The following is a 25,936-nucleotide window of genomic DNA, read 5'->3' on the forward strand; positions in this document are numbered from 1 at the left end:
AGACGCTATTCGATAACACACAAAAAAACGAACACCGATCTGTGGAGATCAGCGTCCGTTTTTTTGTTCAATATTATGATTTGAAAGATATTACTTCGCTTCGCCAACAACGGTAAAGCGCTCATTTTTGTGTTGGGGGTTCTCGATCTCGTCAACCAAAGCAATCGCATAGTCAGCATAACTGATGTAGCTGTTGCCTTCACTGTTGACCAGAAGAACATCATTGCCTGCTTGATATTTACCTGTGCGTACGCCTTCCGGATTGAAGAATCCAGCTGGGCTCAGGAATGTCCATTGAATACCAGAGGATGCTTGCAGATCCTGCAAGTTTTGGCCTTGGTTCGTTGCTGTCGCTTTGTAAGCATCAGGGAATCCTGGGGATTCAAAGACACGTAATGTCTTGGACTCGTCTGTGAACAGGCTTCCTGCTCCACCCACGACGATCAAACGAGTGTTTGGTGCATCCTTCAGGATGTTGATTAACGCTTGTCCCACTTCCACATGCAGGTTTTCTTTACCCGCTGGAGCACCAAAAGCATTTACAACTACATCGAACGCCTTAAGATCTTCAGCTGTAAGATCGAATACATCTTTCTCCAGCGTATTCAGACTTTTATCTTCCAATTTGGATGCATTACGAACGATCGCTGTTACTTTATGCCCTCTGTCTGCCGCTTCTTTCAAAATTACACTTCCTGCTTTGCCTGTTGCACCAATGATTGCAATGTTCATCATGATCTCTCCTTTAAATTATCGATATTGTTTATGTTCAAACCTTATATTGTAACTATAGTTGTTACAACTATTTTTGTCAACCATGTAACATTCCATAAACATAAAAAAGCCCCTGATATCATGCCCGTGCTAAACGGATACAATTCAGAGGCTATCTATTAAAGGGACTGCAACTGCTTTATTTTAGATCATCATCAGAAACCGCTATACAACTCAGTCTCTTAACAATCTTTATCTGGTACGCCCGCTTCTTCCTTCGTACGGAAAGAAGATCCACAGCCACAAGTCGCTACCGCGTTCGGATTATGGATGGTGAACCCACCCGTCATACCGGACTCTTCAAAATCAATTTCGAGACCATCCAGGTATTTCAGGTTTTCTTTCTCGACTACAACCTTCATACTCTGAATATCCATATACAGGTCCTCATCGGACTCTTTATCGTCAAAGCCCATGGCGTACGAAAATCCGGTACAACCGCCCGGTGCTACGCCAAGACGCAGGAACATACCAGGTGTCTCTTGCTGTGCAAGCATCTCTTTCAATCTGTCAGCAGCCGTTTCGCTGATGTTAATCATGCCAGGTCACTCTCCTTTTCATTAACTCTTCTTTAAATTATACTCCACCCCGTCAAGGGTCTCAAGTCATGTTTGCCTCTTTCCGCGTTCCCCCTGAACTCCTTTTTCTTCCCAGTGTATTGAACCCCCGCGACACGAGGTTTATAATGAATAGGTGGTCGCACTGAAATGTCGATATTTTGTCATGACTTATTCAGACGATGGTCATAATTGGAGTTGTAATTTTTTTCACATTTCGAGACTGTTACGCAGTCCCCAATGCATATATGAGTCAACAGACTCCATTTTTTGAAAAAATTTAGCTTTCATATGCAGCACACGCTGCACCGGGTAAATAAGAGTTAGTCCAATAAGAAAGCGGCAGATGACCGCATCTTTGCTATGTAGTTCTGTATGCAGATCCTACACACAACTCAATTCCGGTTAAGAACAGGAGGAAACAGTATGTCTACATTGGTAACACCGTTCACAGACAAAAGAATGGCTGAAATCGTTGAGAAAGTGCAGAACGGCGTAAGGCTGAGCGTAGAAGACGGCGTATATCTGTATGAAACAGATGATCTGCTGACTTTGGGCCAGTTGGCCAATGAGGCCAACCTGCGGAAGAATGGTAAGAAAGTGTATTTCATCGAAAACATGAGTCTTTACTTTACGAACGTATGTGAAGCCCGCTGCGCTTTTTGTAATTTCCGCAAAGACCAGGGTGAAGATGGTTCTTATACGTTGTCCGGTCAGGAAATGATTGATTATGTGGAACAGCATATTCATCCAGGCGTACGAGAGTTCCATATTGTAGGCGGACATAATAACCATGTTCCTTTTCAGTATTATGTCGATTCCCTGCGTGCTTTAAACGAGAAATATCCGGATGTTACGCTGAAAGCCTACACGGCAGCCGAGATCGATTTCTTCACTCGCATCAGCGGACTCAGTATTAAGGAAGTTCTACAGGAGCTGCAAAAAGCGGGTTTGAAAACATTGACTGGCGGCGGCGCTGAGATTTTGTCGGATGAATATCGCAAAAAAATGCGTGTGGACAAAGCGAACGTGGATCGTTATCTTGAGGTGCACCGCACAGCTCATAACCTGGGCATGCGTACACATACTACGATGTTGTATGGATCGATTGAATCCTATGAGGACCGCGTTAACCATATGGCGCAGATTCGTGAATTGCAAGACGAGACGAACGGATTCATGGTCTTTATCCCGCTTTCCATGCAGCCAAAAAGTAAAAACGCGAGCATTATGCGTCGTAACTCGGCCTATGAAGATCTCAAAACAATTGCGATCAGCCGTTTGATGCTGGATAACATTGATCATATCAAAGCCTACTTCATTAACATCGGTCCTCAGTTGGCTCAAGTCGCCCTTGGATTCGGTGCTTCGGATGCACACGGCACGATTGTTCGCGAACGGATTAGTCATGCAGCAGGTGCACTAACGCCTGAAGGCCTCACCCGTAAAGAGCTCATATGGCTAATTAAGGGTGCAGGACGCATTCCGGTAGAACGTGATACGTTCTACAATGAAATTCAAGTGTACGAATAGTATATTAGCAGCATCTAAAACTAATATTGCACAGCATCACTCCAGGACGCTACTTTCATTATAGGGAGACGTTTGAATTCGAGTGGTGCCAACTGCTGAAGTATACCTTCAATTTTCAATTCCTATTTTTCATTTATTCAAATCCAAACAAAAGGAGCAGCTATGTTATTACATAGCTGCTCCACAGGTTACAGCCCCATTTCAGTGGGACTGATGCAGAAAGGAAGCCGAGTCATGAAAAATTTCGTCATTCTTGGAGGCGGCTATGGCGGCCTCACCATCATCAAGGAACTTCTGGAAGGCAAAATTCCATCCGATACACAAATTATTTTGGTGGACCGCAGCCCCTTTCAGGGATTAAAGACAGAATATTACGCACTCGCAGCAGGAACCGTATCTGATTACGACCTGCGTATCCAATTTCCAGTGAGCGATAAAGTCACTTACCGTTATGGAGAAGTTACTTCGATTGACCTGGAACAGCGTCAGATTGAATTTGAAGGCCAAGACCCGCTCGTGTACGACAAACTTGTCATTGGACTTGGTTGTACAGACCGTTTCCACAATACACCAGGCGCCGAAGACTACAGCTGTACCATTCAGAGCTTCAGCAAAACACGCGAGACCTACCTTCGCCTTAATGAAGTCAAAGCCTATGGCAATGTGCATATCGTTGGCGGCGGATTAAGTGGTGTCGAGATGGCAGCCGAACTTCGTGAGAGCAGACCGGATCTGAACATCAGCATTTTGGATCGTGGTGAACGTGTATTATCCGCTTTCCCGCAACGTCTGTCCGTGTATGTGCATGAATGGTTCAACGAACATCAGGTAGAGACACGCGGGCATATCGCCATCTCACGTGTTGAACCAAATGCGATATTTAATCGGGATGAACAGATCCTAACGGATGCTGTCGTGTGGACTGCAGGCATTCAGCCCGTAAAAGTGGTACAGGATCTGGACGTAACCAAAGACCCTCAAGGTCGTGTCGTCCTGAATGAATACTACCAAATCCCGGAATATACCGATGTATATGTCGTTGGTGACTGTGCGAGTGTCCCTTATGCACCTAGCGGTCAAGCTGCCGAAGTGCAGGGTGAGCAGATCGCCCATATTCAGCATGCCCTCTGGAAAGGCGAAAAGCCCAATCCACATCCACTCAAGCTTCGTGGCACACTCGGTGCACTCGGCAAGAAGTCTGGGTTCGGGCTGATGGGCAAAACGTCTATGATGGGACGCGTACCTCGGATTTTGAAAAGTGGTGTGCTCTGGATGTCCAAGCGCCATCTCGGTTAATCGAGATCGAGCTCATCCCAGGCATCGGCTTCGGAAACTTTGGCCAGAATGGCGTTATATAGATCTTCCACTTTGTCTGTGATGACAACTTCGCCATTCACCAGTGCAAATGGAGTCATAGAACATTGGCCGCAGTTGGTGAGGCAGCCGTATTCAATCACATCATAGTCTGGATTTTCTTCCAGTTGATCCATGACTTCATCTGTGCCAAAATGCATATTATTGGCACAAAATTCAATAATCGGTCTCATGTAGGTTCACCTGCTTTGTTTGACCATTTTAATTTGTGGCCATTTGTAATATAATATAGGAAGGAAAGGAGTTGAACAATATGAGCGAAAACGCACAAAGCACCATGTATGATGAGGTATCTGATGTGCTTGATAAACTTCGTCCGTTCCTGCAGCGCGATGGCGGTGACGTGGAACTGGTCGACGTGGAGGACGGCATCATTAAGCTGAAACTGGTCGGTGCCTGCGGCAGTTGCCCAAGCTCCACCATTACCTTAAAAGCCGGGATTGAACGCGCCCTTCTCGAAGAAGTTGAGGGTGTACAAGAAGTCGTACAAGTATTCTAATCAATCCTTCACGAAATAAACCTCAAGAGCCTTTCGCTTCGCATGAAGCGGAGGGCTCTTTTTTTGTGTGCATATGCAGAGAGTCCATTTCTCACTGTCACCTTGACCAGTTTTCTACGTACAATCCTCAACTCACCTTAAGTATCCTCGCGCTGTATGGTCGGACGAATCGGATCAAGTCCTCCAGATACATCCATAATGTTACCTGTTATAAAATCGGAATGATCAAGGCACAGATACGTAATCACTCGTGCAATATCTTCACCGCTGCCAGGACGCCCTCTTGGCGTTTCCTCGTCGGTGATGCCTGCCATCTCATCAATCGTTTTCTCTTTGTTCGCACCACGAATGTCTCCTGGGCATACCATGTTAACCGTAATTCCATAAGGAGCTTCCTCAACGGCGAGTGTCTTCGTAAAAGATACCAGACCTACCTTCGCAGCCGCATATACGGCGCGATGAGGCCAAGATCTCGCTTCTCCAGCATGACTGAAGCCAAAATGGATAATGCGTCCCCATTGCTTGCGTCTCATCTCCGGCAACACACGTTGATCGAGCAACATCGGTCCCAGCAGGTTTCCCTGCACAAGCATCTGAACCTCATCTTCAGCATAATCCGCAAATAATCGACGCTCACGGACAAATGGCCCTGCGTTATTCACCAAAATATCAATGCTGCCCAGCTTGTCTTCCACTTGTTCAACCAATGAAGCAATATCTTCAACCTTGGATATATCCGCCTGGATGGCAATGCACCGCACACCCTTGGCTGTAATCTGAGCCCTTAAAGCCTCAGCTTCTGTTCTGCTGTGTACATAGTTGAGGGCAATATGACACCCTTGATCTGCCAGACTGAGGGCTGTCATTTTACCAAGACCTTTGGCACTTCCCGTTATGAGGGCAATCTTTCCCTTCACGTTCATCCCCCTCTTCAAAGAGCAGTCACTATCCAGTATAAAAGATTTATCCTCCTCCTACAACTCGCTTATCTATAAGGAATCATCAACCTGTGATTCCTTATAGATCTTGATCGAAATCGGAAGTCTAACCAGCAATAGTGAATTCGGCTCGTGGTATGTCGTGTTCGAGTATGTGAAGACCGGTCATATCCATGATGACGATCAAAATTTAAGTGCCGAAGAACTGTTAAGCAGTTATATCCGTGGCACAGAAGAAGACAACAGAGAGCTCGATCCTGAATATAGAACACACATAACAGGTTGGGAAATCGAACCAACATACGATAAGACCAAGCATCAGTTGGTCTACTCCCACCCTGACCCTTGTTGATTCCCACGTCAGCACAGATTAGGAAACATAAAATAAGCCGTATATCTCTTCTGGAGAGATATACGGCTTATTTCTTAATAGCTTCACATCATATCATACATATCGTGAATTATTCAGTTGCAGGTTCAACTGCACCTTTATAACGTTCTTCGATAAATGTTTTCACTTCTTCGGAGTGCAGAGCAGCAGCCAGTTTCTGGATCGCATCTGCATCCTTGTTGTCCTCACGGGAAACGAGGATGTTAGCGTATGGATTACCTTGCAGATCTTCGATCAGCAAAGCATCATTCGCCGGATTCAGGTTCGCTTCGAGCGCATAGTTAGCGTTGATGAATACCAGATCCGCTTCATCCAATTGACGAGGCATCATAGCTGCATCCAGCTCGATGATATCCAGGTTCTTCGGATTTGCTGTGATATCTTGAATCGTAGAAGTGATATTTGTGTTGTCTTTCAGCGTAATGATGCCTTCCTTCGCGAGCAACAACAGTGCACGTCCACCATTGGATGGGTCATTCGGGATCGCTACTTTTGCGCCGTCTGCCAGTTCATCCAAAGACTTAATCTTTTTGGAGTATCCGCCAAAAGGCTCAACATGAACAGGTGTTACAGCAACGAGGTTGAATCCACGTTCTTTATTCTCTGTGTCCAGGTAAGGTTGGTGTTGGAAGAAGTTTGCATCCAATTTTTCATCAGCAAGTTGCTGATTGGGTTGAACATAGTCATTGAACGTTACGACTTGCAAACGAATACCTTGTGCTTCCAGTTCAGGCTTGATACTTTCCAGAATCTCTGCGTGTGGTGTAGGTGAAGCTCCAACTTTCAATTCAACTGTACGAGGTGCACCTGCTGAATTGTCTGCGCCGCTATCGGCGTCCTTGTTGTTTCCGCAAGCTGCGAGAACCGCAATCAACATAAGACTAAGTAGAGCAAAAGACCATTTTTTCATGTGTAAAACCCCTTCTCTAATCATTTTTGTCATGTGGCGTCCGCATTATTGCATAACCATCATGTAATCTATGTGTTATTTCCTGGTGAAAAATGTAACCAAGCGATCTCCAGCCATCTGGAGAATTTGCACTAGAATGATCATCGACACGACGGATATGATCATGATTTCATTCTGATAACGGAAGTATCCATAGTTAATTGCCAGTGTTCCCAGACCTCCACCACCGACCATGCCCGCCATCGCCGTATAGGAGACGAGCGTAACGATGGTAATTGTTATACCAGCAAGCAGACCAGGCAACGCCTCAGGCAGTAACACCCGTCTTACAATCTGTCCGGTCGATGCACCCATCGCCTGTGCAGCTTCAATGACACCCCGATCGACTTCACGCAAAGTAGTTTCCACCAAACGGGCAAAATAAGGAGCTGCTGAAATAACCAAAGGAGGTATAACGCCGAGCACCCCGGTAGCAGTACCGACGAGTATACGAGTAAATGGGATAAGTGCAACAATCAATATGATAAATGGGACTGAGCGCAAAATATTAACAATCAGGGATAGTATCGTGTACACTGCCCGTGACTTAATCGAAGCAGATCGGGCTGTCATGAACAGCAGAACTCCGAGTGGTAAACCAAAGATAACGGTAAACAAGCCTGATACACCCAAAATTTGCAGTGTCTCTATGGAAGCTTTACCAACCTCTTCCCAACGTACGGTTGAAAAATCCATCTAACGAAGCACCTCCACATCAAGTCCCTCTGCGGTCAATTCGGATATGGTCCGTTCAATCGCATCTGACTCACCCTCGAATCGAACGGTCAACTGCCCATAAGGAACCTGTTTGATCGTAGAGATCGTACCTTGCAGGATGGCAAAATCCACACCTGTCTTACGTACCGTTCTGGACAAAATCGCTTCATATGTTTTATGACCCAGAAAGGAAATCTTCACTAGTTTAGAAGCAACACCTGCCTGCAATTCAACGCTTGCATTCGCCAGAGCGGTCTCTTCCAGAGCAAGTCCAGCTTCATGGTCACGCATCGTGAAGTCCCGCGTAATGGCGTGCTGCGGCTTCAGGAATACTTCTGTTACAGGTCCCTGTTCCACAATGCCACCTTGATGAATGACAGCAACCTTGTCACAGATGTTCTGGATGACGTGCATCTCATGTGTAATCAGCACAATCGTGAGGTTGTACTTTTCATTAATGTCGAGCAATAATTTCAGGATTGAATTCGTCGTCTGCGGATCAAGTGCCGAAGTAGCCTCATCACAGAGAAGTACATTCGGATCACTCGCAAGCGCTCTTGCAATCCCAACACGTTGTTTCTGTCCACCAGATAATTGAGCCGGATATTTACTGCTGTGTTGCTCCAGGCCAACCAGAGCGAGCATTTCCTTCACTTTGCGATCAATGGCTTCCTTAGGTGTATTTACAAGCTTTAGTGGAAAAGCCACATTGTCATATACCGATGCCGAGGATAGCAGATTAAAGTGTTGAAAAATCATGCCGATCTTGCGTCTCTGTTGCTGCAATTCAGTTTTACTCAGGTCAGTCAGGTTGACTCCGTCGACCCATACTTCACCCTCCGTTGGACGTTCCAACAAATTAATACAGCGAATCAGTGTACTTTTACCTGCTCCGGAATGGCCAATGACGCCATAAATTTCACCCTTGCAGATGCTCAAATCCAGATTGGATAACGCTGTTGTGGATTTTGCCCCTTTACCATACGTCTTGGTCAATCCTTTTAATTCAATCAATAGCACTTGCCCCTTCCTACCACCTACATGTATCTTTACCCGAAAGAAAGGAAAACTCCCCTTTACGTACAAAAAAAGAAGAGCCCCTTTGCAGATACAAAGACGGCTCTTCACGTGAATTTACCTTCTCATCTGCCAAAATCGTGTCTTGCACCATTTTGTAGGAATTAGCACCTAACATCTATAACGAATGACACATGTGTCATTCAGTATAAATCGGTTGCCGGGCTTCATCGGGCCTGTCCCTCCGCCGCTCTCGATAAGAAATATGAGGTTGTAAGATTCTATAAGTTCATGTAGTTCATGTTATATACTGTTCGAAAGTTCAGAAACTTCTGTAAAAATAATGATATTCATGTACCATTCGATCTGAAACTCAGTATAATCCAAGTATTCCGATTTGTCAAAGGGAATTATTTCATTTATTTTACTGCGTTAACGTTTCTTACCTCGCTTAAGCCATATCTGATTAATGTAGCCGTATGAAGTACTTAACGTTTCACACACCATATCCACGCCCTGACGCATTTCATGCACATGCTGATCCAGATCCTCCAATTTCACTTTCCCTTGCAACGTCTGGTGTAACTGCCACAAATCATCATGCATTTCAGAGTTCATGTAGTGAATTTCCATATTACGTCGTTTGCGAAGCTTACTCATCGGTTCACGATATGAATCCTTGATCTGAATCAACCGCAAAGCAAGGTCATGATGCTGCGTCGCATAATCGAACTGCCTTAACACGGTAAAATAAGAAAAATGCGCTTTTGTATTTGAGGTATTCAGCTCGAATATTTCATTCAATACCGTGCCGACTTTATCCAGAATGGCAAAACAACGGATGAACCCATCTTTATAGAAATAAACATATCGGGCATACTCGGCTTTCTCTGCCTGCGTCATATCGTCCGTAGATCCTGCAACGACCTTTTTGCGAAAATGAGCAGCAGCGAAACAGCTTTGCTCCAGTTCATCCAGTGAGGAGATGAGTCCCTGCGTCCACACATACAGTTTCCGATAGTCATGCGTGGGATCATGGTCCACATGCATTTGTCGCTGAAACAGCTCGAGCGTATGCGCCATGGATTCCATCGCTTCCTTCAATAACCCTTCGTTTATACGCGGCTTTTCCCCGAGCAACGTTCGCAGCATAACTAACCTCCTCTTTTCCACATCAACAAAGATTCATCACCATCATACATAACCATTCCGAGTATACGTGTAATTGCTACTTGCCATAGGTTGCCCTGATCCCCCTGACATCAAACAAAGTCCACCTGTCCAATGATGTACATCACTGGATGGTGGACTTTCAAGTTTAACCCAAGAGTCGTTCCAATTTCAACGGAATTTAGAAACGATTAGCCGGGCGATGTAGCTTGTACACTAGGAAACTCATATAGGTTAAAATCCCAAACAATATGGCGATATCCAGCATATGAGCGAGGGCCACGAACATGTATACTTCCGGACGGCTCATCGTCACCATCATGAAAATACCAATGACCACTTGCATCAGAATCAGAACAACGGATACCACACCAAGGGTACGCATTTCTTTGTTATCCGGATGATTACGGTAAGCGAAATGACCCAGAATGGCGATAACAATTACGAGCGACGCAGCCGCAGCACGGTGAGCAAACGCAACCGCTACCCCACCCGAAAGCTCAGGAATAATCTGCCCATTACAGAGTGGAAATCCGGAACATCCGCCTGCAGAATCCGTGTGGCTCACAAATGCACCTGTGTATACAACGAGATACGTGTAAACCGTGGAGAACCAGACCAGATTCCTGAATTTTTTAGTAACCCGAGGGTATCTATTCAGGCGCTCCAATCCACCATCTTTTGCCTCCTGCCTTATGCCCAAGGCCATCATGAGAGAACTAGCAAAAGCGATCAACGCAAAGCCGAAATGCAGTGCCATGACTGCTGAAGATTGGGAGAAAACGACGGCAAAAGCCCCCATGATTCCCTGGACGATAACAAATACCAAGGTTAAGAAAGAAAACAATTGCAGGTCACGGCGTGACTTACCGAACCGCAGAAAAGCAACAAACGAGGCAATGGACAACAGTCCAGCCAGTGCGCTTACAGCGCGATGGGAATATTCAATAAGTGAAGCCACAGTATGTGCCGGAACGAGTTTTCCGTTACATAAAGGCCATTCCGTTCCGCAGCCAAGGCCCGATTCCGTTTTGGTTACGATGCCTCCACCAAAAGTGGCCAGAAACATGACAAGACAGGTTAATACGGTTAACCATTTAAATAAAGTTAAGTGCTTCAATTTTTTCTCACCCGCTGTTGGTTTAAGATGGCGAAGAATATTCTCCGCTTGTTTCGATACTTTGACACTTATTTCACAACTAAACTCATTATACCGGATAAAATGTTCATTGACGTCGCGCTTTGTGACAAAATGTTAACGTCTGGTGAAATAATGACCCACAGGTCATTTGGGATATGTAATTGAGGGATATGCCAGTTGAATTGTGTCTTAAACAGAATCCTGAGCACACAAACGCCATTTCCCTATTTCAAGAGAAATGGCGTTTCATCTAGTATACCCTTTTACAACATGAACCTGTCATGCTTTTATTATCATTTATGGATCGTGTTGTACACTTCAACTGCGCGATCTAAGAACTGCTCAATCTCTTCTCTCGACTTGCGCAGCTTGTTCACGTACCGTACGAGTTCGCGGCCATCTGTATACGCCACAAAGCTCGGAATGCCAAGAATGTTCTGCTCTTCACTAACGGTTCCAACCTGGTCTACATCGACCTCAATTAAAGTCAGTTCACGTGCATATTTCGCTTCAACCTCAGGCATAAACGGATCGATGTATTTGCAGTCTCCACACCAGTCAGCCTTGAATACGGCAATCGTTAAACGTGGGGATTGAATGGCTACATCAAATGCCGGTTTGGATGTAATTGATTCCATTAGGTTCATCTTCCTTTCTGTACCTTGTCTTAACCTAAGTGAAGCAAATTGGCGAGTGGAAGTCAAATAATCAGCGCATACTTAGAATAAACCACATGGTCTGTGAAATTAAACCCAGAACATCATGAAAGGATGTCACATCATGACTTCCACCAGAACCGATTCTTCCAGCGCACAACATCACGGGTCCCTCCTGCAGATGGTCCGTTCCATTCCGGGTGCTGCCCGGGAAGTCTGGCGTGGTAAACAGGCAGCCTGGCAAGCTTCAGCACAGCTACGTCACCCATTGCGTGACATGGAGTGGGACACAGATACGGCAGCTGCCCTACAGTCTGAGGTCGAGCGTTTGTTGCCTGCCAGCGGCAAGTCTTTTGCACGAACTGATCAGGTCCAAAGTGCACTTGTCTGTGAAGAAGATTGTATCATCCTTGAAGAAATTAAGACGCTGACCCAAGAGCATAATCGGAGTAACATCACTCGCACGGCAGCCTATCTGGATTGCTACGAGCAATATCCCGAACTGCATTGGGCGCTACTGGCTCATATGGTCTCTCGCAACGGCGGATATCACATGACAGATCTTCAGAGTGATCTGATGCATAATTTACAGAATCAAAGCGATCGTGAGCATATGTATCGACTGCTGGAGCGGTGTAACGCACTCATTTTCCAGGATGCATATCCCCAGCTTCTACTGTATATGAACAGTCGCCGGATCGGACGAAGCTGTTTTCATCTCTTGTCACACTTTCACGTATCGGCGTTCATGACGCCATTTTGGGAACGCTTTTGGCTGGAACGGTGCAGTTCACTGCTAAGTGTGGCATTAATTATTAATGAGCAGAACTATATCGAGAGCCGGGTGGTGCAGCATCCTTATTTTCAAAAAGAAGTACTTTCCAAACCCGCATTCCATCTGCACAATCTGGCGGGTCTGAATCATATCGTCTTTCCTCTTGGACGAGAAGCGGGGCTTGCAGGACGGGTTATTGAACATTTCGGCAAGCTGGATGAGCGCATTCTGTTTGGCAAAGGCCTGTATGCTCTGTTGTTTGGCGTAGAGCAAGTACACACACAAGTGTTGGAGTTCGCACGTTCGGTTCCCCATCGTGGCTCACGTGCCGAATATTGGCCTGGCCTGTTTACCCATCATGAAGATGAGGCAGGTGATCATACACTTTATGCTCAAGAGCTACTAGATGAAGAATGGCTACCCGAAGGGCAACGATTGTATAGTCCGGAACTTCTCGCCGTATGGGGAGACACGCCTTATGAGCCGATTACCAGACAGGACTGGCTTCAGACTCGGGATTGTCTCGGTTATCTGACCGCACCACGTCGCCCATGGCTATTCGAGATGAGTCACGAACACCGATATGGCATGCTGAAAATAGCACTGGCTCATGATGCTAAAGTCATCACACACTAATGCTGAAGATCATATGGAGCAGGCAAAGCCGCATGATGTAGATAATCCGATGCACCGCTAGCAGAGGCTTACTCACCTAATAATTAGCCTAATGTTTAACTCAGGCGCTCAGCTGGTCTTAACGATACAAAAAGCCCTGTCCGCTTTAACAGCAGACAGAGCTTGTATCATATTTTGCACAATATTGATCTTAAATGATTATTCTGGCAGGGTTATCCTCTCTGCACGCCTCCACGTTGGAGACGCATGAGTGGACGGAGAATTTTTTGCAGAATACGGGGGTAACTGCCCAGCTCGTCCTTGCGCAGTACACGCAGCACGACCATGAGAACCAGATACACCACCACCACAAGCACTCCAACCACAAGACAGGTAAGCAAGAAGGATACGCGCGCTGGCAGGAACAGTCCAAAGATCATATTGCCAATCCAGTTCGCTGCAAACCCTACACCTGCTGCAAGCACCACTGTAATGATGAACCCTTTCCAGCGATCTCCCATGATGGAGAAATCAACGATTTTGCGAAGGACTCGCAGATTCAGGTACGTGATCACCAAGAAGCAGAGGGCCGTTGCAATAATGATGCCGTAAATACCGAAGATTGGCGCCAGAATCAGACTTGCGACCAATTTGATCACAACACCTGCTGCGACACTAACCATCGTAATTCGCGGTTTACCTACCCCAAGCAAAATGGAGTTGGTCGTCATCATCGTAATCTGGAAAATGGTACCGAATGTCAGCAAAGCAATGATCGGCGTTCCATCCAGATTGGTAAACAGCAATCCATTAACCGAATACGCTGCCGCACACAGTGCAATGACAATCGGCATACCTGTCAGAATCGAAATGCGCAATGCAAGTGTAACCTGATTCTTCAGATGAGCTTCATCCTTGCGGGCAAATGCTGCCGAAATGACAGGCACCAACGACTGACTTAAAGCGATAGCCAGAATCGGAGGAATACCCGCAATACTTTGGGCCTTGGCACCCAGGATCGCAAGTACGCCTGTCGCTTCTTCGAGTCCGATCTGGCCACTAAGCAGTGGTACCACAAGGGATGAATCGATGAAGTTAATGGCTGGAACCGCAAGTGAAGACAGCACAATTGGAATAGACAGCTTGAAGATATCACTGTAGATACCTCGCATCGGCAACTGCTCTGCACGCTCGTAATTCAATTGGGCCGCACGGTCGCTACGACGCAGCTTCAAGGTGAAGTACAGCATGACACCGAAGGCACCCACACTTCCTAATACCCCACCAAATGAAGCACCCGCAGCAATCGTCTGGTCATCATAATTCCATTGCAGCATGACATAAGCCACGATAATGGCTGTACCTACGCGAGCAAACTGTTCCACAATCTGTGAAATACCGCCTGCTGTCATGTTGCCGCGTCCTTGGAAATATCCACGCATCATCGCAATAGCCGGGAAGAGCAGCAAGGCTGGGGCCAAGGCGCGAATGGCGCTGACTGACTCCGGTACTTTGGACACATACGTAGCATAATAAGGTGCCGCGAACCATAACAAAGCAGACATGACTACCCCGGCCACAGCCGCAAAGATCAGGGCTGCACGGTAGATCTGTTGAGCTTCACCCGCGCGTCCGAGCGCATAGCGTTCCGATACCATTTTACTCAGAGTACTCGGTATGCCCGCTGTTGCTACAGTTAACAGCATTAAATATACCGTATTGGAGATCGTAAACGATGCGTTACCGATATCGCCGAGGATATGCTCCAGCGGCACCCGTTGAACCAATCCGAGTACTCTCGCGATCAGCGCAGCTGCCGCCAGAATGAGCGTACCCCTAATGAATGTTTCTTTCTTAGACAAACCAATTCCCCTTCTTTCCTCCACACCGGACGTACATCCCGTTGAAGCTAATCCCGAACGTTTAGGCGAATCTTACCACCCAGATAATAAAGAGAACAATCATGACGATTTGCAAAATAATTTTCATTACAGTGCTCGTAAATAGCCCCACCACGGAACCAAAACCAACTTTGGACGCTTTGGAAGGTGAAGACCCTCCGATCAGTTCCCCGATAAAAGCACCGATAAATGGTCCCAGCACCAGTCCGAATGCCGGAATGACAAATGGCCCAATGATAACACCAATGGTACTCAGCGTGGTCGATAGCTTGGAGCCACCGAACTTCTTCACACCCCAAGCGCTGACGACATAATCAGCCACGAACAACACAACAACAATCAGAATCTGGATGATCCAGAACCACACGCCGAACGGATCAAAGCTGAAGAACCAGCCGTAGACCAGAAACGCGAAGAAAATCGCTACAGCACCAGGCAGTATGGGATATACCGTTCCAGCCATCCCCACTGCAAACAGCAGCACAATTAAAATCCAGGCAACGGTTGCGAGCAAAGGTTACTCCCCCTTCAAAATATGTTCACGGATCACTTCGACGATACCGTCATCATTGTTACTCGCTACGATCAGATCGGCCGCTTCCTTCACCTGCTCTTGCGCATTGCCCATCGCTACACCAAGACCTACCGCCTCAATGACAGCCAGATCGTTCAAACTGTCTCCGACAGCAACGACTTCGGACATCTCGATGCCCAGCAGCTTGCAGACTTCCGCTACACCACTAGCTTTGGATACGCCAGCAGGGTTGATCTCAATATTGACGGGTGAAGAATTCGTCATTTGCAGACCACCCATTTGTTGCAGTTCCATCATGATCTGGTGACGCACTTCATCCACTTCGGTATTGAAGCCAAATTTCAACCATTCCAGACCTTCAATATTGTCCGTCCAGCGATCACGGTTGAACAGCTCTTCCACGGAGTATGCCCAGTACCAGCTATTATATTTCTCACCAATTTCCTGCATTTTACGAATCAATGCCGGGTCCATCAGATGACGCATATGCAGATCATGCGGTGCTTTCCAGACCTCACTACCGTTAACGGTAACCATCGGTGTCTCTAGTCCAAGTTGGACCGCATAAGGCATCGCATGGAATACGGCTCTTCCCGTAGAAAGGCACACATGTACACCCCGTCGAATGGCAATCTGTATCCACTTGGCAGTCTCCTGTGTAATTTCATGATTATCGTTAAGCAATGTTCCATCCATATCTAGTGCCAGCAATTTGTATTTCAGTTCACTCATACAGTAGTTCCTCCTAGGTTGTCTCTCTCCAAGTTGAACTCATGGATATCCATTCAGGCACTACGCGGGCCCTCTCCGTTCCACAATGGTTCTCCAGCTCAACTTAAAGGTTCTCTTTATCTAATTTTAAACATTCTTTCACAACAAGATCGCCCGGCATCCGTAAAACGGACGCTCCGGACGTCACAGCTAACGACATTTTACCACAGATCATCTGTATGCAACAAAATAACCCGTAATCAGAAGGATGACACATCAAGATAGATATATGTTCTATATCGAACTAACCATTCATGCCTTCAAAGCAAGCAGTATCCAAAAAAGGCAAGGGAAACTCCCCTGCCTCTGCAAATCAAATCTAATTCATTCACTGCATATCAGTGCATTTCAATATTCAGTATTACTTACTCTTGGTCTTGCTTCTGATCTTTCTTGCCTTTCGGCGTTCCATCGAGACCATATACTTCATCGTATGCATCGAAAATTTTCCGTGCAATTGGCGAAGCACTGACTGACCCGAACCCACCTTCCGGTACCACAACCGCTACAGCCAGCTTCGGATTATCCCGTGGTGCAAAGGCAATAAATACACCATTTTCTTTTTTGTTCGGTCCGGTCCCCTGCTCTGATGTTCCTGTTTTCCGGGCATAATCGTAAGGGAAACCGTCAAATGAGCTTACTTTGGTAACCATACCTTTATGAACTTCATTCCAGTGCGCATCGGCAAAATCAACTTCATTGAGCACTTTAGGTTTAATCTCTTTCACCACATTGCCGTCCGCGTCACGGATTTCCTTCACCAGATGCGGTTCCATCCGTTTGCCCTTATTGGCAAGCATCGTCGTGTATTGGGCGAGTTGCATTGTAGTGTACTTGGCTTGCTGTCCAAAGGAGGCAAATGCCAAACGTGTTAGAGCTGATTCGTCTTCATTATTATATTCTAGCCTACCCAGAAATTCATTAGGCAGATCTACACCAGTGGACACACCCAATCCGAATTCTTTCATATGCTCGTCCCAGATTTGAATACCCTTAGTGGAGCCATATTTGCTTAACAAACGTTTACCTACCATATCGATCATGAAGGCATTGGAGGATTTTTCAATCGCTCTTCTGGCGGTGATAGAACCATTATAAGCAGAATGCGAGTTCTTCACTTGTCGTCCGTCTTTCCCCAAGATAGCATATCCCGGATCATGATAGGTCTGTCCTGCTGTAAATAATCCCTCTTTCAATCCAATCAGCACACTTAGCGGCTTAATTACTGATCCAAGAAGTATAACGGATTCCGCCCGACTAGGCTTGGCATCATTCGGCGGGAACGACTCGGTGGTTCCATTCCGGAATACATATTTAATTTTGTCATAATCCCAATCGTTCGGATCATAATCCGGCATACTTGCCATAGCTACCACATTTCCTGTATCCACTTCCATGGCTACTGCGTATCCGGTAATCGCCTTCGGAAGTCTGCGCAGTTCGTCCGTTATCGCCTCTTGTGCGGCCATTTGAATTTCCTTGTTAATGGTGGAAACCAGACTGTAGCCTTTCTCTGGCGGAGTTTGTAACATCGTTCCATCCGGCAGATTACGTGCGTCAATATCAATGGACTGGTAGCCGCTTCGTCCACGGAGTTCTTCCTGATATTGCAGCTCCAATCCATCAAACCCAACCTTCTCTTCCTCATGATACACAAGCCCAGGATCACGCTGGGTACTTGCCCCCTCACGGATGGCTTTGTATTTGGCAATGGAATCTGGTGCCCGTTTGAACTCTCTTGTATAACCTACAACCTGAACGGCTACACCATCCGGGTCATATTTTCTAATGTTTTCTTCCAGCACCATAACGCCCGGATAATCTGCTTTTTTCTCCATAAAAAAGGCAATCTCTTTTGTCGATAGATCCGACTTCACCAATCTTGGCACATACCCGAACGTTTTCTGATAATCCAGATCCAGTCGTTTGATGATCTCTTCCGCATCCAGCTGCTCCTTGTCCCCTGGATTAAACTGCTTAAACACAGCCGCCAGATCATGAGCCAGTTCCTCTGCTTCCTGTCTACGTTCATCATTCCGATAATCCTCATATAACAACACATAGAGGGACTGTACAGGTTCGGAATAAGCGAGCGCCACTTCTCCTGTTGCATCATAGATGGGACCACGAACAGGGGCGAGTGGAATGTCTTTGGTATTACGACTCGTTTCCATATACGTCAGTTCGGGACCCTCCACAAATTGCACAAAGGCCAATCTGAATATGAGGATACTGAATATGACAAATGCCGCGAAAAAAAACAGATTCAGCCTTGCGCCGGAAGGCTTGTTGACGGGTGCATCTTCCTCAGCCATGGGTTTCTTCTTCAATCGGTTAAACATGTTTTAAGCCTCTCCCGTTCCTCTATAAAAAATATAATATCTAATCCATATTGTGCATGTGTTCAATCCCTTATTTAATCCTTTCTCAACCAAGTCTACCAAAGGTTAGCTGTCACGTCTTTCAATTTTTGGTTACATTTTCGTAAACATAACCGTTACACTCACCCATCTACCGATTTAAATGTAAACACTGACATATCAACGTTATTCCGTTTTGTCGAAAGCGTTTACCCTTCCCTTATATAAACGTGATACAGTTCATTTGGTTACACATTAATGCAATTAATTAGTTCACTCCCTCGATCCAAGCTCTGCGTGAAAACAAAAAAGAGGACCCTGCGAAGGGTCCCCTCTGTAACCAATGCCTCACATCACTGTGTGCCTGATTCTGATTCTTTGTTTTTGTCTTTTTTCGGTACACCGTCGAGACCAAATTCCTCGTCATAGGCATCAAAGATCGCACGTGCAACCGGAGCCGCACTGCTCGAACCAAAGCCCCCTTCGGGAATAACTACAGCAACAGCAAGCTTCGGATTATTACGTGGTGCATAGGCGATAAACACCCCATTATCCACGAGTTTGCCACCTACTACCTGTGTCGATGTTCCTGTTTTTCTGGCAAAATCGTAAGGGAATCCGCTAAATGCGGATACCTCGGTTGCCATGCCTCGTTGTACTTCGTTCCAGTAGGAATCGTTAAACTCCACCGTGCTGAGTACCTTCGGTTTTACTTTCTCAACCACGTTGCCTTCCGAATCCCGGAACTCGCTAACCAGTTGCGGCTCCATACGTTTACCTTTATTCGCAAGCATCGTCGTGTATTGTGCTAACTGCATGGTTGTATATTTCCCCTGTTGTCCAAAGGACCCATACACGAGACGCGTCAGCGAGCTTTCCGTGGTATTCATGTAATCCCGTATTCCCAGGAATTCATTCGGCAGATCCACCCCTGTGGATACTCCAAGGCCGAACTGCTTCATGTATTCATCCCATTTGTCAATTCCGGTCGCACCGTATTTTGAGTACAACTTCTTCCCAATCTCATCAATCATGAATACGTTCGAGGAATGACGAATCGCATCATGCGGACGCATCGCACCGTACACATGCCCCGATGAGTTCTGAACTCTGCGGTTGTCCCCACCAAAGGTTGTTGAACCTCTATCCGAATAAACGGTATTTGTTGTGAAGAACCCTTCTTTCAAACCGATCAAGACACTAAGCGGTTTGATGGTGGAGCCGAGTAGTACGATCGATTCGGCTCGCTTTTTAGAATCATCCGGAGGGAATGAACGAATCGTACCATTTTGATACACATATTTGATATCATCATACTGATCATTTGTGATACTGCCTGTTCTCCAGATGTTGGTATCATAATCCGGCATACTGGCAGCAGATACGATTTTCCCCGTATCCACTTCCATCGCAACTGCAAATCCGGTCTTTGCATTCGGATGTAATTTACCGGAAACCGGATTCCGATGAAGCCAACTCAACTGATCCAGGATGGCCTGTTCTGTTTTCACCTGAACGTTCTTGTTAATACTGGAAATCAGGTCGTAACCTTTCTCCGGCGGGGTAGAACCAGCCACACCTTCAGGCAAGTTACGTAAATCAACATCAACGGACGTATATCCGCTTTTGCCACGGAGAGCATCCTGATATTGCAACTCCAGTCCATCAAAGCCTACAAATTCATTTTCCGTATACACCAGGCCCGGATCCGTTTGCGTTTTATTAGCCTCGTCTACCTCTTTGTATTTGTCCAGGGCCTTCGAACTTCTGAACTTCTTCAGATAACCGATTGTCTGAACCGCTACCGTATCCGGATCGTAGAATCGTACACTCTCCTCGACGATCTGAATCCCTTTGAACTCGTCCTTATGCTGTAGGAAATAAGCTACCTCTTCCTCGGACAGATCACTCTTGATCAGACGCGGCATAAAACCGTTCGCCTTGCGTGAATTTAGGTCCATCTCTTCGAGAATTTGTTCCACCGTAAGTGGCTCTGAATCCTTCAGCTTGTACTGTTCAAATACATCATGCAACCGGGTTGCAATGTCTTGCACTTCCCCAATATTCGGACTCGGCTGACCACCCACATCCCCATAGTTTTTATAAAGTGTCAGGTAGAGAGACTGAATGGGCTTGGAATAAGCCAACTTTACTTCACCTGTGGAGTCATAGATCGTTCCCCTCACGGGAGGGAGCGGTACATCCTTGGTAATGTTACTCGCTTCTTCCTGACTGAGTTCAGGTCCTTCCACGAATTGCAAAAACGCCAATCGTACAATAATAACGCTAAAAATAACAAAGGAAGCGAAGAAAAATACGTTCATTCGGTAGCTAAAGCGCCGTTTGTCCGTAAGTTCGTCCTTCTCATTGGAATGCTTTTTCATTCATCCTACCTCTTTCATGACTTGATGCATACCGCTCAAACTGGTTCTTTCCGGCATGATAACCTGGCAACGTCGTCATATACGGACCCATGTCCGTTGTAATGTTAAGCTGATTGATCCTTTAGGTGAGTGTCGGCAAAATTCGGAGGATTAAACCAATCTCCACTGATTGCCCACGTCGGATCAAGGGGAACCCAGCTCTCGGAATCACTTAGATACACTTCATTCCACGCATGCGGACCATATCCGCCCTGGCCGTTATACCCAAGTCCTGTAACGACTTTGACTTCGAGCCCTTGTGAACGGGCCATAACAGCATAGAGACGGGCATAATCAATACATACGCCTTTGCGTGTATCAAAAGTATTCTGCGGATTCTGTTCATGCCATATGCCCTTTTGCTCATAATCATCCACTTTACCATAGTCATACTGAATCCGTGAACCTACCCAGTCGTATAGTGCTCTTGCTTTGGCTTCATCTGTCGATTGGCCTTTCACAATCTCACTCGCTGCAGATTCAATGTCCGTCGGAATATTATGGTCAATGACTTCATATTTGCGTTGCAAGATACCGCCCAGTTCCTTTTGCACAGCCTGTGTAAATACGGGTAGCTTGTCCTTGATGAACGTACCGGACAACGGTTCGATGACCGATTTAGCCCCTTGCATATAGATGGGAGATGCCTCCACATATCGACTGAACATGCTCCCAGGGTAGAGACTGACAATCATGAACAGCACCGCAATGACAATCATTCCGCGGACGGAGCCTATGATCGTGCCAATCAAGGCACCTGTCAACCGGCTAAACATACCTTTAGGTGCACTTTCCTCTGTTAGTCCCTGCCTGCTTCTAAACATAAATGAAGACAGCAATCCGAGAATCAGTCGGATGAGTCCGTAGCTGAGTACAAATAATACAGCGAACCGCATCAGCGGAAAATCTGCAATCGCCGTAACCAACGTATAATACATCTGTTCCCCCCGGTTTAACTCGCGGTTAGGCATGGCTGAAGCATACGCAGACAGCCACTGCTGCACATATGGCGCAAGCCACATCGTTAAACCGATCGACAACAGAATACCAATCACCGCCATAATGCCATCCATCAGGAACCCGAAGAGTCTGCCTGCTGAACGCGATGCCCCTCTGGACCACCCCTGCAACAATGAAGCAGCTACAATCAGCAGCAGCATAATCGTAATGCCATTAAACTCCTTCAGGCTGTCCAGCCAATTCTGCAGCACGAACTGATTCCCCCTTTACTACGATGCTGGTGCTGTTTTGTTCTCCTGTGCCTGTTCGACAAACGTACGTATCGTTTCATTGTCGAGTTTCCATTCACCAAGAGAAATTCCGCGGAAGGTCACATCGACTTTATCCGATTGAGTTCGGCCTTTAATTTCTACGTTGGGACTTGTGATGGTGAATGCTCCATCCTGTCCTTTAACGTATGTCGCTTTGGAAGCTTCCTTCAGCATCATGCTGGTCGCTTCTTTCTTCAATGTGTCCATCGTACTGGATTGTACGTCTGTCACTGTCTGTTTGATCTGATCAATGGAGATGCCGCTGTATATCAGTAGAGCCGCAATAATGATGATGGCAATCGCCCATTTCAATACGGTTTTGACCACATTCAGAACAAAGAACAAAATGATCAACGCAACCACGATCACCAGCCAGTTCTGCATCAAAAACTCTTTGATTACTTCTATGTTCATGACTACACCTTCCGTATTAGAATTCATTCGTTACACTTCCCGAATATTATACATGATTTCCGAAGCTGCTGTCAGCTAAGCCCTCTCCCGTAAAAATAAACGGTCTAAGTTCGTCCCGCCGGGCGTACAAGTAGTACCATGAGGTTCTGCTAGCGAACGGGGAACACGTTCTAGATCTGTAGCTTGAACATGCATCGCTTAACAAGGAGGGGCTTATGTGAAAACGGCCATCTGGCTATACCTGTTTTTGTTCCTTGCGGTATTTGATTTGCACGCCCAGTATCCCATTCTGACCCCTTTTGCCATCTCGCTTGGAGCTGCCCCTACATTCATCGGCTGGATGATGGGCATCTATTCCTTAACGCATCTTCCTGGCAACCTGATTGCCGGAACACAAATTGATAAACACGGGAGTCGCCGCTACATTGTATTCAGCCTGCTTGGTGCAGGGTTCATCCTGCTCTTGCAAGCCCATGTCCATACGCCATGGCAACTGCTCGCCCTGCGTTCCATCAGTGGTTTTGTACTGGCCTTCCTGTCTCCCGCATGTCTCGCCTTGCTTGCACAGTTATCCAGCGATCCGGTGAAACAGGGGAAGTATATGTCGGGTCACGGGGTAGTGCATACCCTCGCCTCTGTTGTATCGCCAGCAGCCGGTGCGATCATTGTGGGTTCCATGGGATTCTCTGCTACATTCTCAGGCTTGGGTTATCTTCTTATTCTCACAGGTGTCATTGCTTTCATGACCATGCCGCGTGGTATCGTCAAGCAGCATGAGAGAGTAACTGAACCTGCTAAACCTGATGTTTCACCAGCAAATGCCACAAGTTCATTCCTGCCAGTGTCCTGGCGATACTTTGCCTTGCCTCTGGTAATTGCCTGTGCTCAAGGGATTCTCTTCTTCGAATTACCCCTGCGAGGAGGAGGACATTCCTCCATGATGTCTACCGGACTACTGTTCTCTATTATCAGTATTGGGGCACTCTTCACACTCAGTATGTTATTTCTCAACCGGTATTCCCCCAAACTGCGTCTGGTCGCGGGCGTGCTACTGATGTCCTTATGTTTTTTTGTGATGGCAGCCATTCCACAAATTCCGTTGTCCACCGTATTATTTGTACTCGGGATGTCTAAAGGCATTATCTTTCCAGCTATGGCTACCCTATTTATCCGTCTGAGCGGCGGAAGCAAGTTGGGGCGCATTTTCTCACTGCAATCCATCGCCACCTCCATTGGTTCTTTTATCGGCCCCATCACAGCTGGACAACTGCGTGTCGGGTTATCACCCTATTTCATTGCCTTTGTTCTGTTAATGATTGGTATGCTGTTGCTTCCATACTATACATCCAGACGCGAAGCTTCTCTGTCCGATCCGAAAAGTATATTAAATTAAATTTCAATCAGTCTCTGTATCCTTACCGTTATGACAGCAATTAGGCCAGTATTTTCATTAGCTTTGCATCATTCCCCCATTTACAGCTAAACTATATAAAATGGACTAACGTTTTACACGTTAGTAAAGCTAACTGGGAAATCTATCTTTCACAATCACCGAAGGTTTTATCTTATTGAAGATCATCATTAAGGTTGAACGATTAGCCAAAAGTAGTGAAGGGGACGGAATCGATTTTGAAGAAGCGGTAGCGTTCGCCTTTGTCTCCATATTTCAACCTATAAAAATTCAAACAGAAATTTGGAGACAACAGCGATCGAAGGAACGATCCGTAACCGTAACGGCCACTGCCAGCTATTACTGACCTAATGATGCACATCAAATAAGATTTCAGAGAATTGTCTTGATGGGTTGTTCTATCCAGTTAGCAAACGTGTAAAGAAAAGGAGTCCATTTTATATAATCAGTCGATTTTCGCTGCAACATTTCCCGGGGAATGTCGACATAAGCTCTCGAACAAGAGGTGAATATCATGCCTATTCATGTCATTGTGGAAGGTAAGAATGATCGAAGCAAACTGAAACGTTTGGTTGGACCCGAAATCAACATCTTATGCACGTTTGGAACACTTAATTCACTCAAGCTCGAGACTCTGCGCAAACAAGTCGGATATGATGAAGTCTTTTTATTTATGGATAATGACAGTTCCGGCAAAAAAATTAGAGGTGTGCTTCGGGATGCTTTCCCAGATGCAGTACAGATGTATACACGACGAGGATATGCGGGGGTGGAAGGAACACCTGATGAGTATATCATTGCCCAGCTGGAGAAAGCCGGGTTAGAGACATACATCCAATACCCTGAACATCCTTCCTTTTAAAATGAAATACCAAAAAGGCTGCCTTTCGGTTGATATCCAACCTGAAGGCAGCCTTTACAATATGAAGATCAGATGACTATTCCTTGATCAGATTTCGAATATCCTCGACGATTACAGCAGGAACAACGTCCTCTGTATTAAACGCATTATATACCTTGCGCAGCTGGTTATTCTCATCCACCAGACCAATCATGTTCATATGGGCAAAATCATCCTTAGTCTCTCCTTCGATCAGGATTTGGAATGAATCCCTGGCGAACTGTTTGGTTTTGTCCATATCGCCTCGCAAGAAGTACCACCCGGAATAATCCGCATGGAAGCGGTCCGCGAATGTCTTAATCTTCTCTCTTGTATCGACTTTCGGGTCGAATGAAATGGATACAAACGAGACATCTTTACCGAAGGTGTCGTCCTCTTTCAACAGATCCTGCACCTGGGATAACGTAAACGTCGTAATAGGGCAGACATCCGGACAACTGGTGAAATAAAAGTAGAACAAACGGACTTTCCCTTGAGTATCCTCCAGGGATACTGTACTGCCATCTACATTTTCCATGGAAAAAGATTGAATTTCACGAATCTCGGGTAATTTTTCTTTGCTGGCAAATACGGTACCCCACATCAGATACACAGCCATAATCAGTGCGAGCCCGAGCAGCATCCATGTCCATTTGTACTTTTTCAGCATCTTCCTCGTCCCTTCTGTATCTTCTCTTATGAATACGCATACATATGTGATTCAAAATCACGTTCGTTTCGCTTTATCCATCTACTGTGACATATGTATTCAAAAAAACCTACTATTTATGAGATTCTATATTATTGTAACGGTTTAAAGAAACAATGCCCATACATTATTTTAGTGTTGTACCGAAATAGTTT

Annotated in this window: 25 protein-coding genes and 1 riboswitch; of the genes, 7 read left to right on the top strand and 18 right to left on the bottom strand. The window is 46.0% G+C overall.

What is annotated here, in order from left to right; genetic code table 11:
- Nucleotides 1-90: 90 nt before the first annotated feature.
- On the bottom strand, nucleotides 91-732 hold the full coding sequence (locus tag MHI06_RS24215; RefSeq protein WP_169480702.1) for an NAD(P)-dependent oxidoreductase: 642 nt from the start codon (nucleotides 730-732) through the stop codon (nucleotides 91-93).
- A gap of 224 nt (nucleotides 733-956) precedes the next feature.
- Nucleotides 957-1,313, bottom strand: a complete 357-nt coding sequence (locus MHI06_RS24220) for an iron-sulfur cluster assembly accessory protein (protein WP_169480627.1) — start codon at nucleotides 1,311-1,313, stop codon at nucleotides 957-959.
- Nucleotides 1,314-1,757: 444 nt separating this feature from the next.
- On the opposite strand from MHI06_RS24220, the gene mqnE reads away from it, so the two are divergent.
- Together mqnE and MHI06_RS24230 are read left to right on the top strand one after the other, a co-directional pair.
- Complete coding sequence (gene mqnE, locus MHI06_RS24225) at nucleotides 1,758-2,864, top strand: aminofutalosine synthase MqnE (protein ID WP_169480628.1); 1,107 nt, start codon at nucleotides 1,758-1,760, stop codon at nucleotides 2,862-2,864.
- 234 nt (nucleotides 2,865-3,098) lie between these two features.
- On the top strand, nucleotides 3,099-4,160 hold the full coding sequence (locus tag MHI06_RS24230) for an NAD(P)/FAD-dependent oxidoreductase (RefSeq protein ID WP_340399362.1): 1,062 nt from the start codon (nucleotides 3,099-3,101) through the stop codon (nucleotides 4,158-4,160).
- Here the strand turns inward: MHI06_RS24230 and MHI06_RS24235 are convergent.
- Nucleotides 4,157-4,411, bottom strand: coding sequence for a YuzB family protein (locus tag MHI06_RS24235; protein WP_169480630.1), 255 nt, complete (start codon nucleotides 4,409-4,411; stop codon nucleotides 4,157-4,159). The two genes, MHI06_RS24230 and MHI06_RS24235, sit on opposite strands and share 4 nt — an antisense overlap.
- Nucleotides 4,412-4,491: 80 nt before the next feature.
- Here MHI06_RS24235 and MHI06_RS24240 point away from each other — a divergent pair, with 80 nt between their 5' ends.
- Nucleotides 4,492-4,737 carry a NifU family protein gene (locus MHI06_RS24240; protein WP_053783253.1) on the top strand — a complete coding sequence of 82 codons (246 nt, stop codon included), beginning with the start codon at nucleotides 4,492-4,494 and terminating at the stop codon, nucleotides 4,735-4,737.
- A gap of 137 nt (nucleotides 4,738-4,874) precedes the next feature.
- Here MHI06_RS24240 and MHI06_RS24245 read toward each other — a convergent pair whose 3' ends face one another.
- From MHI06_RS24245 to MHI06_RS24275, 7 genes are all read right to left on the bottom strand, one after another.
- On the bottom strand, nucleotides 4,875-5,654 hold the full coding sequence (locus MHI06_RS24245; RefSeq protein WP_169480631.1) for an SDR family oxidoreductase: 780 nt from the start codon (nucleotides 5,652-5,654) through the stop codon (nucleotides 4,875-4,877).
- Between the two features lie 482 nt (nucleotides 5,655-6,136).
- On the bottom strand, nucleotides 6,137-6,976 hold the full coding sequence (locus MHI06_RS24250) for a MetQ/NlpA family ABC transporter substrate-binding protein (protein ID WP_340399363.1): 840 nt from the start codon (nucleotides 6,974-6,976) through the stop codon (nucleotides 6,137-6,139).
- A 75-nt stretch (nucleotides 6,977-7,051) separates the two neighbouring features.
- Nucleotides 7,052-7,711 carry a methionine ABC transporter permease gene (locus MHI06_RS24255; protein WP_340399364.1) on the bottom strand — a complete coding sequence of 220 codons (660 nt, stop codon included), beginning with the start codon at nucleotides 7,709-7,711 and terminating at the stop codon, nucleotides 7,052-7,054.
- On the bottom strand, nucleotides 7,712-8,746 hold the full coding sequence (locus MHI06_RS24260) for a methionine ABC transporter ATP-binding protein (protein ID WP_340399365.1): 1,035 nt from the start codon (nucleotides 8,744-8,746) through the stop codon (nucleotides 7,712-7,714).
- A 125-nt stretch (nucleotides 8,747-8,871) separates the two neighbouring features.
- A riboswitch (SAM riboswitch) is annotated at nucleotides 8,872-9,012 on the bottom strand.
- A gap of 169 nt (nucleotides 9,013-9,181) precedes the next feature.
- Entirely contained in the window at nucleotides 9,182-9,901 is a 720-nt protein-coding gene (locus MHI06_RS24265) for a Cthe_2314 family HEPN domain-containing protein (protein ID WP_169480635.1), read from the bottom strand.
- A gap of 199 nt (nucleotides 9,902-10,100) precedes the next feature.
- Complete coding sequence (locus MHI06_RS24270) at nucleotides 10,101-11,039, bottom strand: heme A synthase (protein ID WP_340399366.1); 939 nt, start codon at nucleotides 11,037-11,039, stop codon at nucleotides 10,101-10,103.
- Between the two features lie 314 nt (nucleotides 11,040-11,353).
- Nucleotides 11,354-11,698 (bottom strand): thioredoxin family protein, encoded by a 345-nt coding sequence (locus tag MHI06_RS24275; protein WP_169480637.1) that lies wholly within the window; start codon nucleotides 11,696-11,698, stop codon nucleotides 11,354-11,356.
- A gap of 142 nt (nucleotides 11,699-11,840) precedes the next feature.
- Between MHI06_RS24275 and MHI06_RS24280 the strand changes: the two genes are divergently transcribed.
- Entirely contained in the window at nucleotides 11,841-13,127 is a 1,287-nt protein-coding gene (locus MHI06_RS24280; RefSeq protein WP_340399367.1) for a DUF2515 family protein, read from the top strand.
- 212 nt (nucleotides 13,128-13,339) lie between these two features.
- Here MHI06_RS24280 and MHI06_RS24285 read toward each other — a convergent pair whose 3' ends face one another.
- The 7 genes from MHI06_RS24285 to MHI06_RS24315 all read right to left on the bottom strand — a co-directional run bounded on the left by MHI06_RS24285 (nucleotide 13,340) and on the right by MHI06_RS24315 (nucleotide 22,808).
- A complete protein-coding gene (locus tag MHI06_RS24285; protein ID WP_340399368.1) occupies nucleotides 13,340-14,968 on the bottom strand; it encodes a polysaccharide biosynthesis protein in 1,629 nt (542 codons plus the stop codon).
- 61 nt (nucleotides 14,969-15,029) lie between these two features.
- Nucleotides 15,030-15,470, bottom strand: a complete 441-nt coding sequence (locus MHI06_RS24290; RefSeq protein ID WP_047841365.1) for a DUF456 domain-containing protein — start codon at nucleotides 15,468-15,470, stop codon at nucleotides 15,030-15,032.
- Between the two features lie 54 nt (nucleotides 15,471-15,524).
- Nucleotides 15,525-16,274, bottom strand: coding sequence for a Cof-type HAD-IIB family hydrolase (locus tag MHI06_RS24295; protein ID WP_076333185.1), 750 nt, complete (start codon nucleotides 16,272-16,274; stop codon nucleotides 15,525-15,527).
- 404 nt (nucleotides 16,275-16,678) lie between these two features.
- Entirely contained in the window at nucleotides 16,679-18,655 is a 1,977-nt protein-coding gene (locus tag MHI06_RS24300) for a penicillin-binding protein 2 (RefSeq protein WP_340399369.1), read from the bottom strand.
- Between the two features lie 371 nt (nucleotides 18,656-19,026).
- Complete coding sequence (locus MHI06_RS24305) at nucleotides 19,027-21,057, bottom strand: penicillin-binding transpeptidase domain-containing protein (protein WP_340399370.1); 2,031 nt, start codon at nucleotides 21,055-21,057, stop codon at nucleotides 19,027-19,029.
- A 104-nt stretch (nucleotides 21,058-21,161) separates the two neighbouring features.
- The gene (locus MHI06_RS24310) at nucleotides 21,162-22,307 is read right to left on the bottom strand and encodes a transglutaminase domain-containing protein (protein WP_340399371.1); all 1,146 of its coding nucleotides are present in this window, start codon (nucleotides 22,305-22,307) and stop codon (nucleotides 21,162-21,164) included.
- 18 nt (nucleotides 22,308-22,325) lie between these two features.
- Entirely contained in the window at nucleotides 22,326-22,808 is a 483-nt protein-coding gene (locus MHI06_RS24315) for an ATPase (RefSeq protein ID WP_211175629.1), read from the bottom strand.
- A gap of 190 nt (nucleotides 22,809-22,998) precedes the next feature.
- Here MHI06_RS24315 and MHI06_RS24320 point away from each other — a divergent pair, with 190 nt between their 5' ends.
- The 3 genes from MHI06_RS24320 (at nucleotide 22,999) to MHI06_RS24330 (ending at nucleotide 25,054) form a co-directional block, all read left to right on the top strand.
- The gene (locus MHI06_RS24320; RefSeq protein ID WP_340399372.1) at nucleotides 22,999-24,174 is read left to right on the top strand and encodes an MFS transporter; all 1,176 of its coding nucleotides are present in this window, start codon (nucleotides 22,999-23,001) and stop codon (nucleotides 24,172-24,174) included.
- Between the two features lie 175 nt (nucleotides 24,175-24,349).
- On the top strand, nucleotides 24,350-24,538 hold the full coding sequence (locus tag MHI06_RS24325; RefSeq protein WP_340399373.1) for a hypothetical protein: 189 nt from the start codon (nucleotides 24,350-24,352) through the stop codon (nucleotides 24,536-24,538).
- 168 nt (nucleotides 24,539-24,706) lie between these two features.
- On the top strand, nucleotides 24,707-25,054 hold the full coding sequence (locus tag MHI06_RS24330; RefSeq protein ID WP_062837991.1) for a toprim domain-containing protein: 348 nt from the start codon (nucleotides 24,707-24,709) through the stop codon (nucleotides 25,052-25,054).
- A gap of 76 nt (nucleotides 25,055-25,130) precedes the next feature.
- On the opposite strand, the gene MHI06_RS24335 is transcribed toward MHI06_RS24330, so the two are convergent.
- Nucleotides 25,131-25,742, bottom strand: a complete 612-nt coding sequence (locus MHI06_RS24335; protein WP_340399374.1) for an SCO family protein — start codon at nucleotides 25,740-25,742, stop codon at nucleotides 25,131-25,133.
- Nucleotides 25,743-25,936: the final 194 nt, after the last annotated feature.

It is taken from the genome of Paenibacillus sp. FSL H8-0079, assembly GCF_037991315.1.
In the GTDB taxonomy this organism is placed as follows: Bacteria; Bacillota; Bacilli; order Paenibacillales; family Paenibacillaceae; genus Paenibacillus.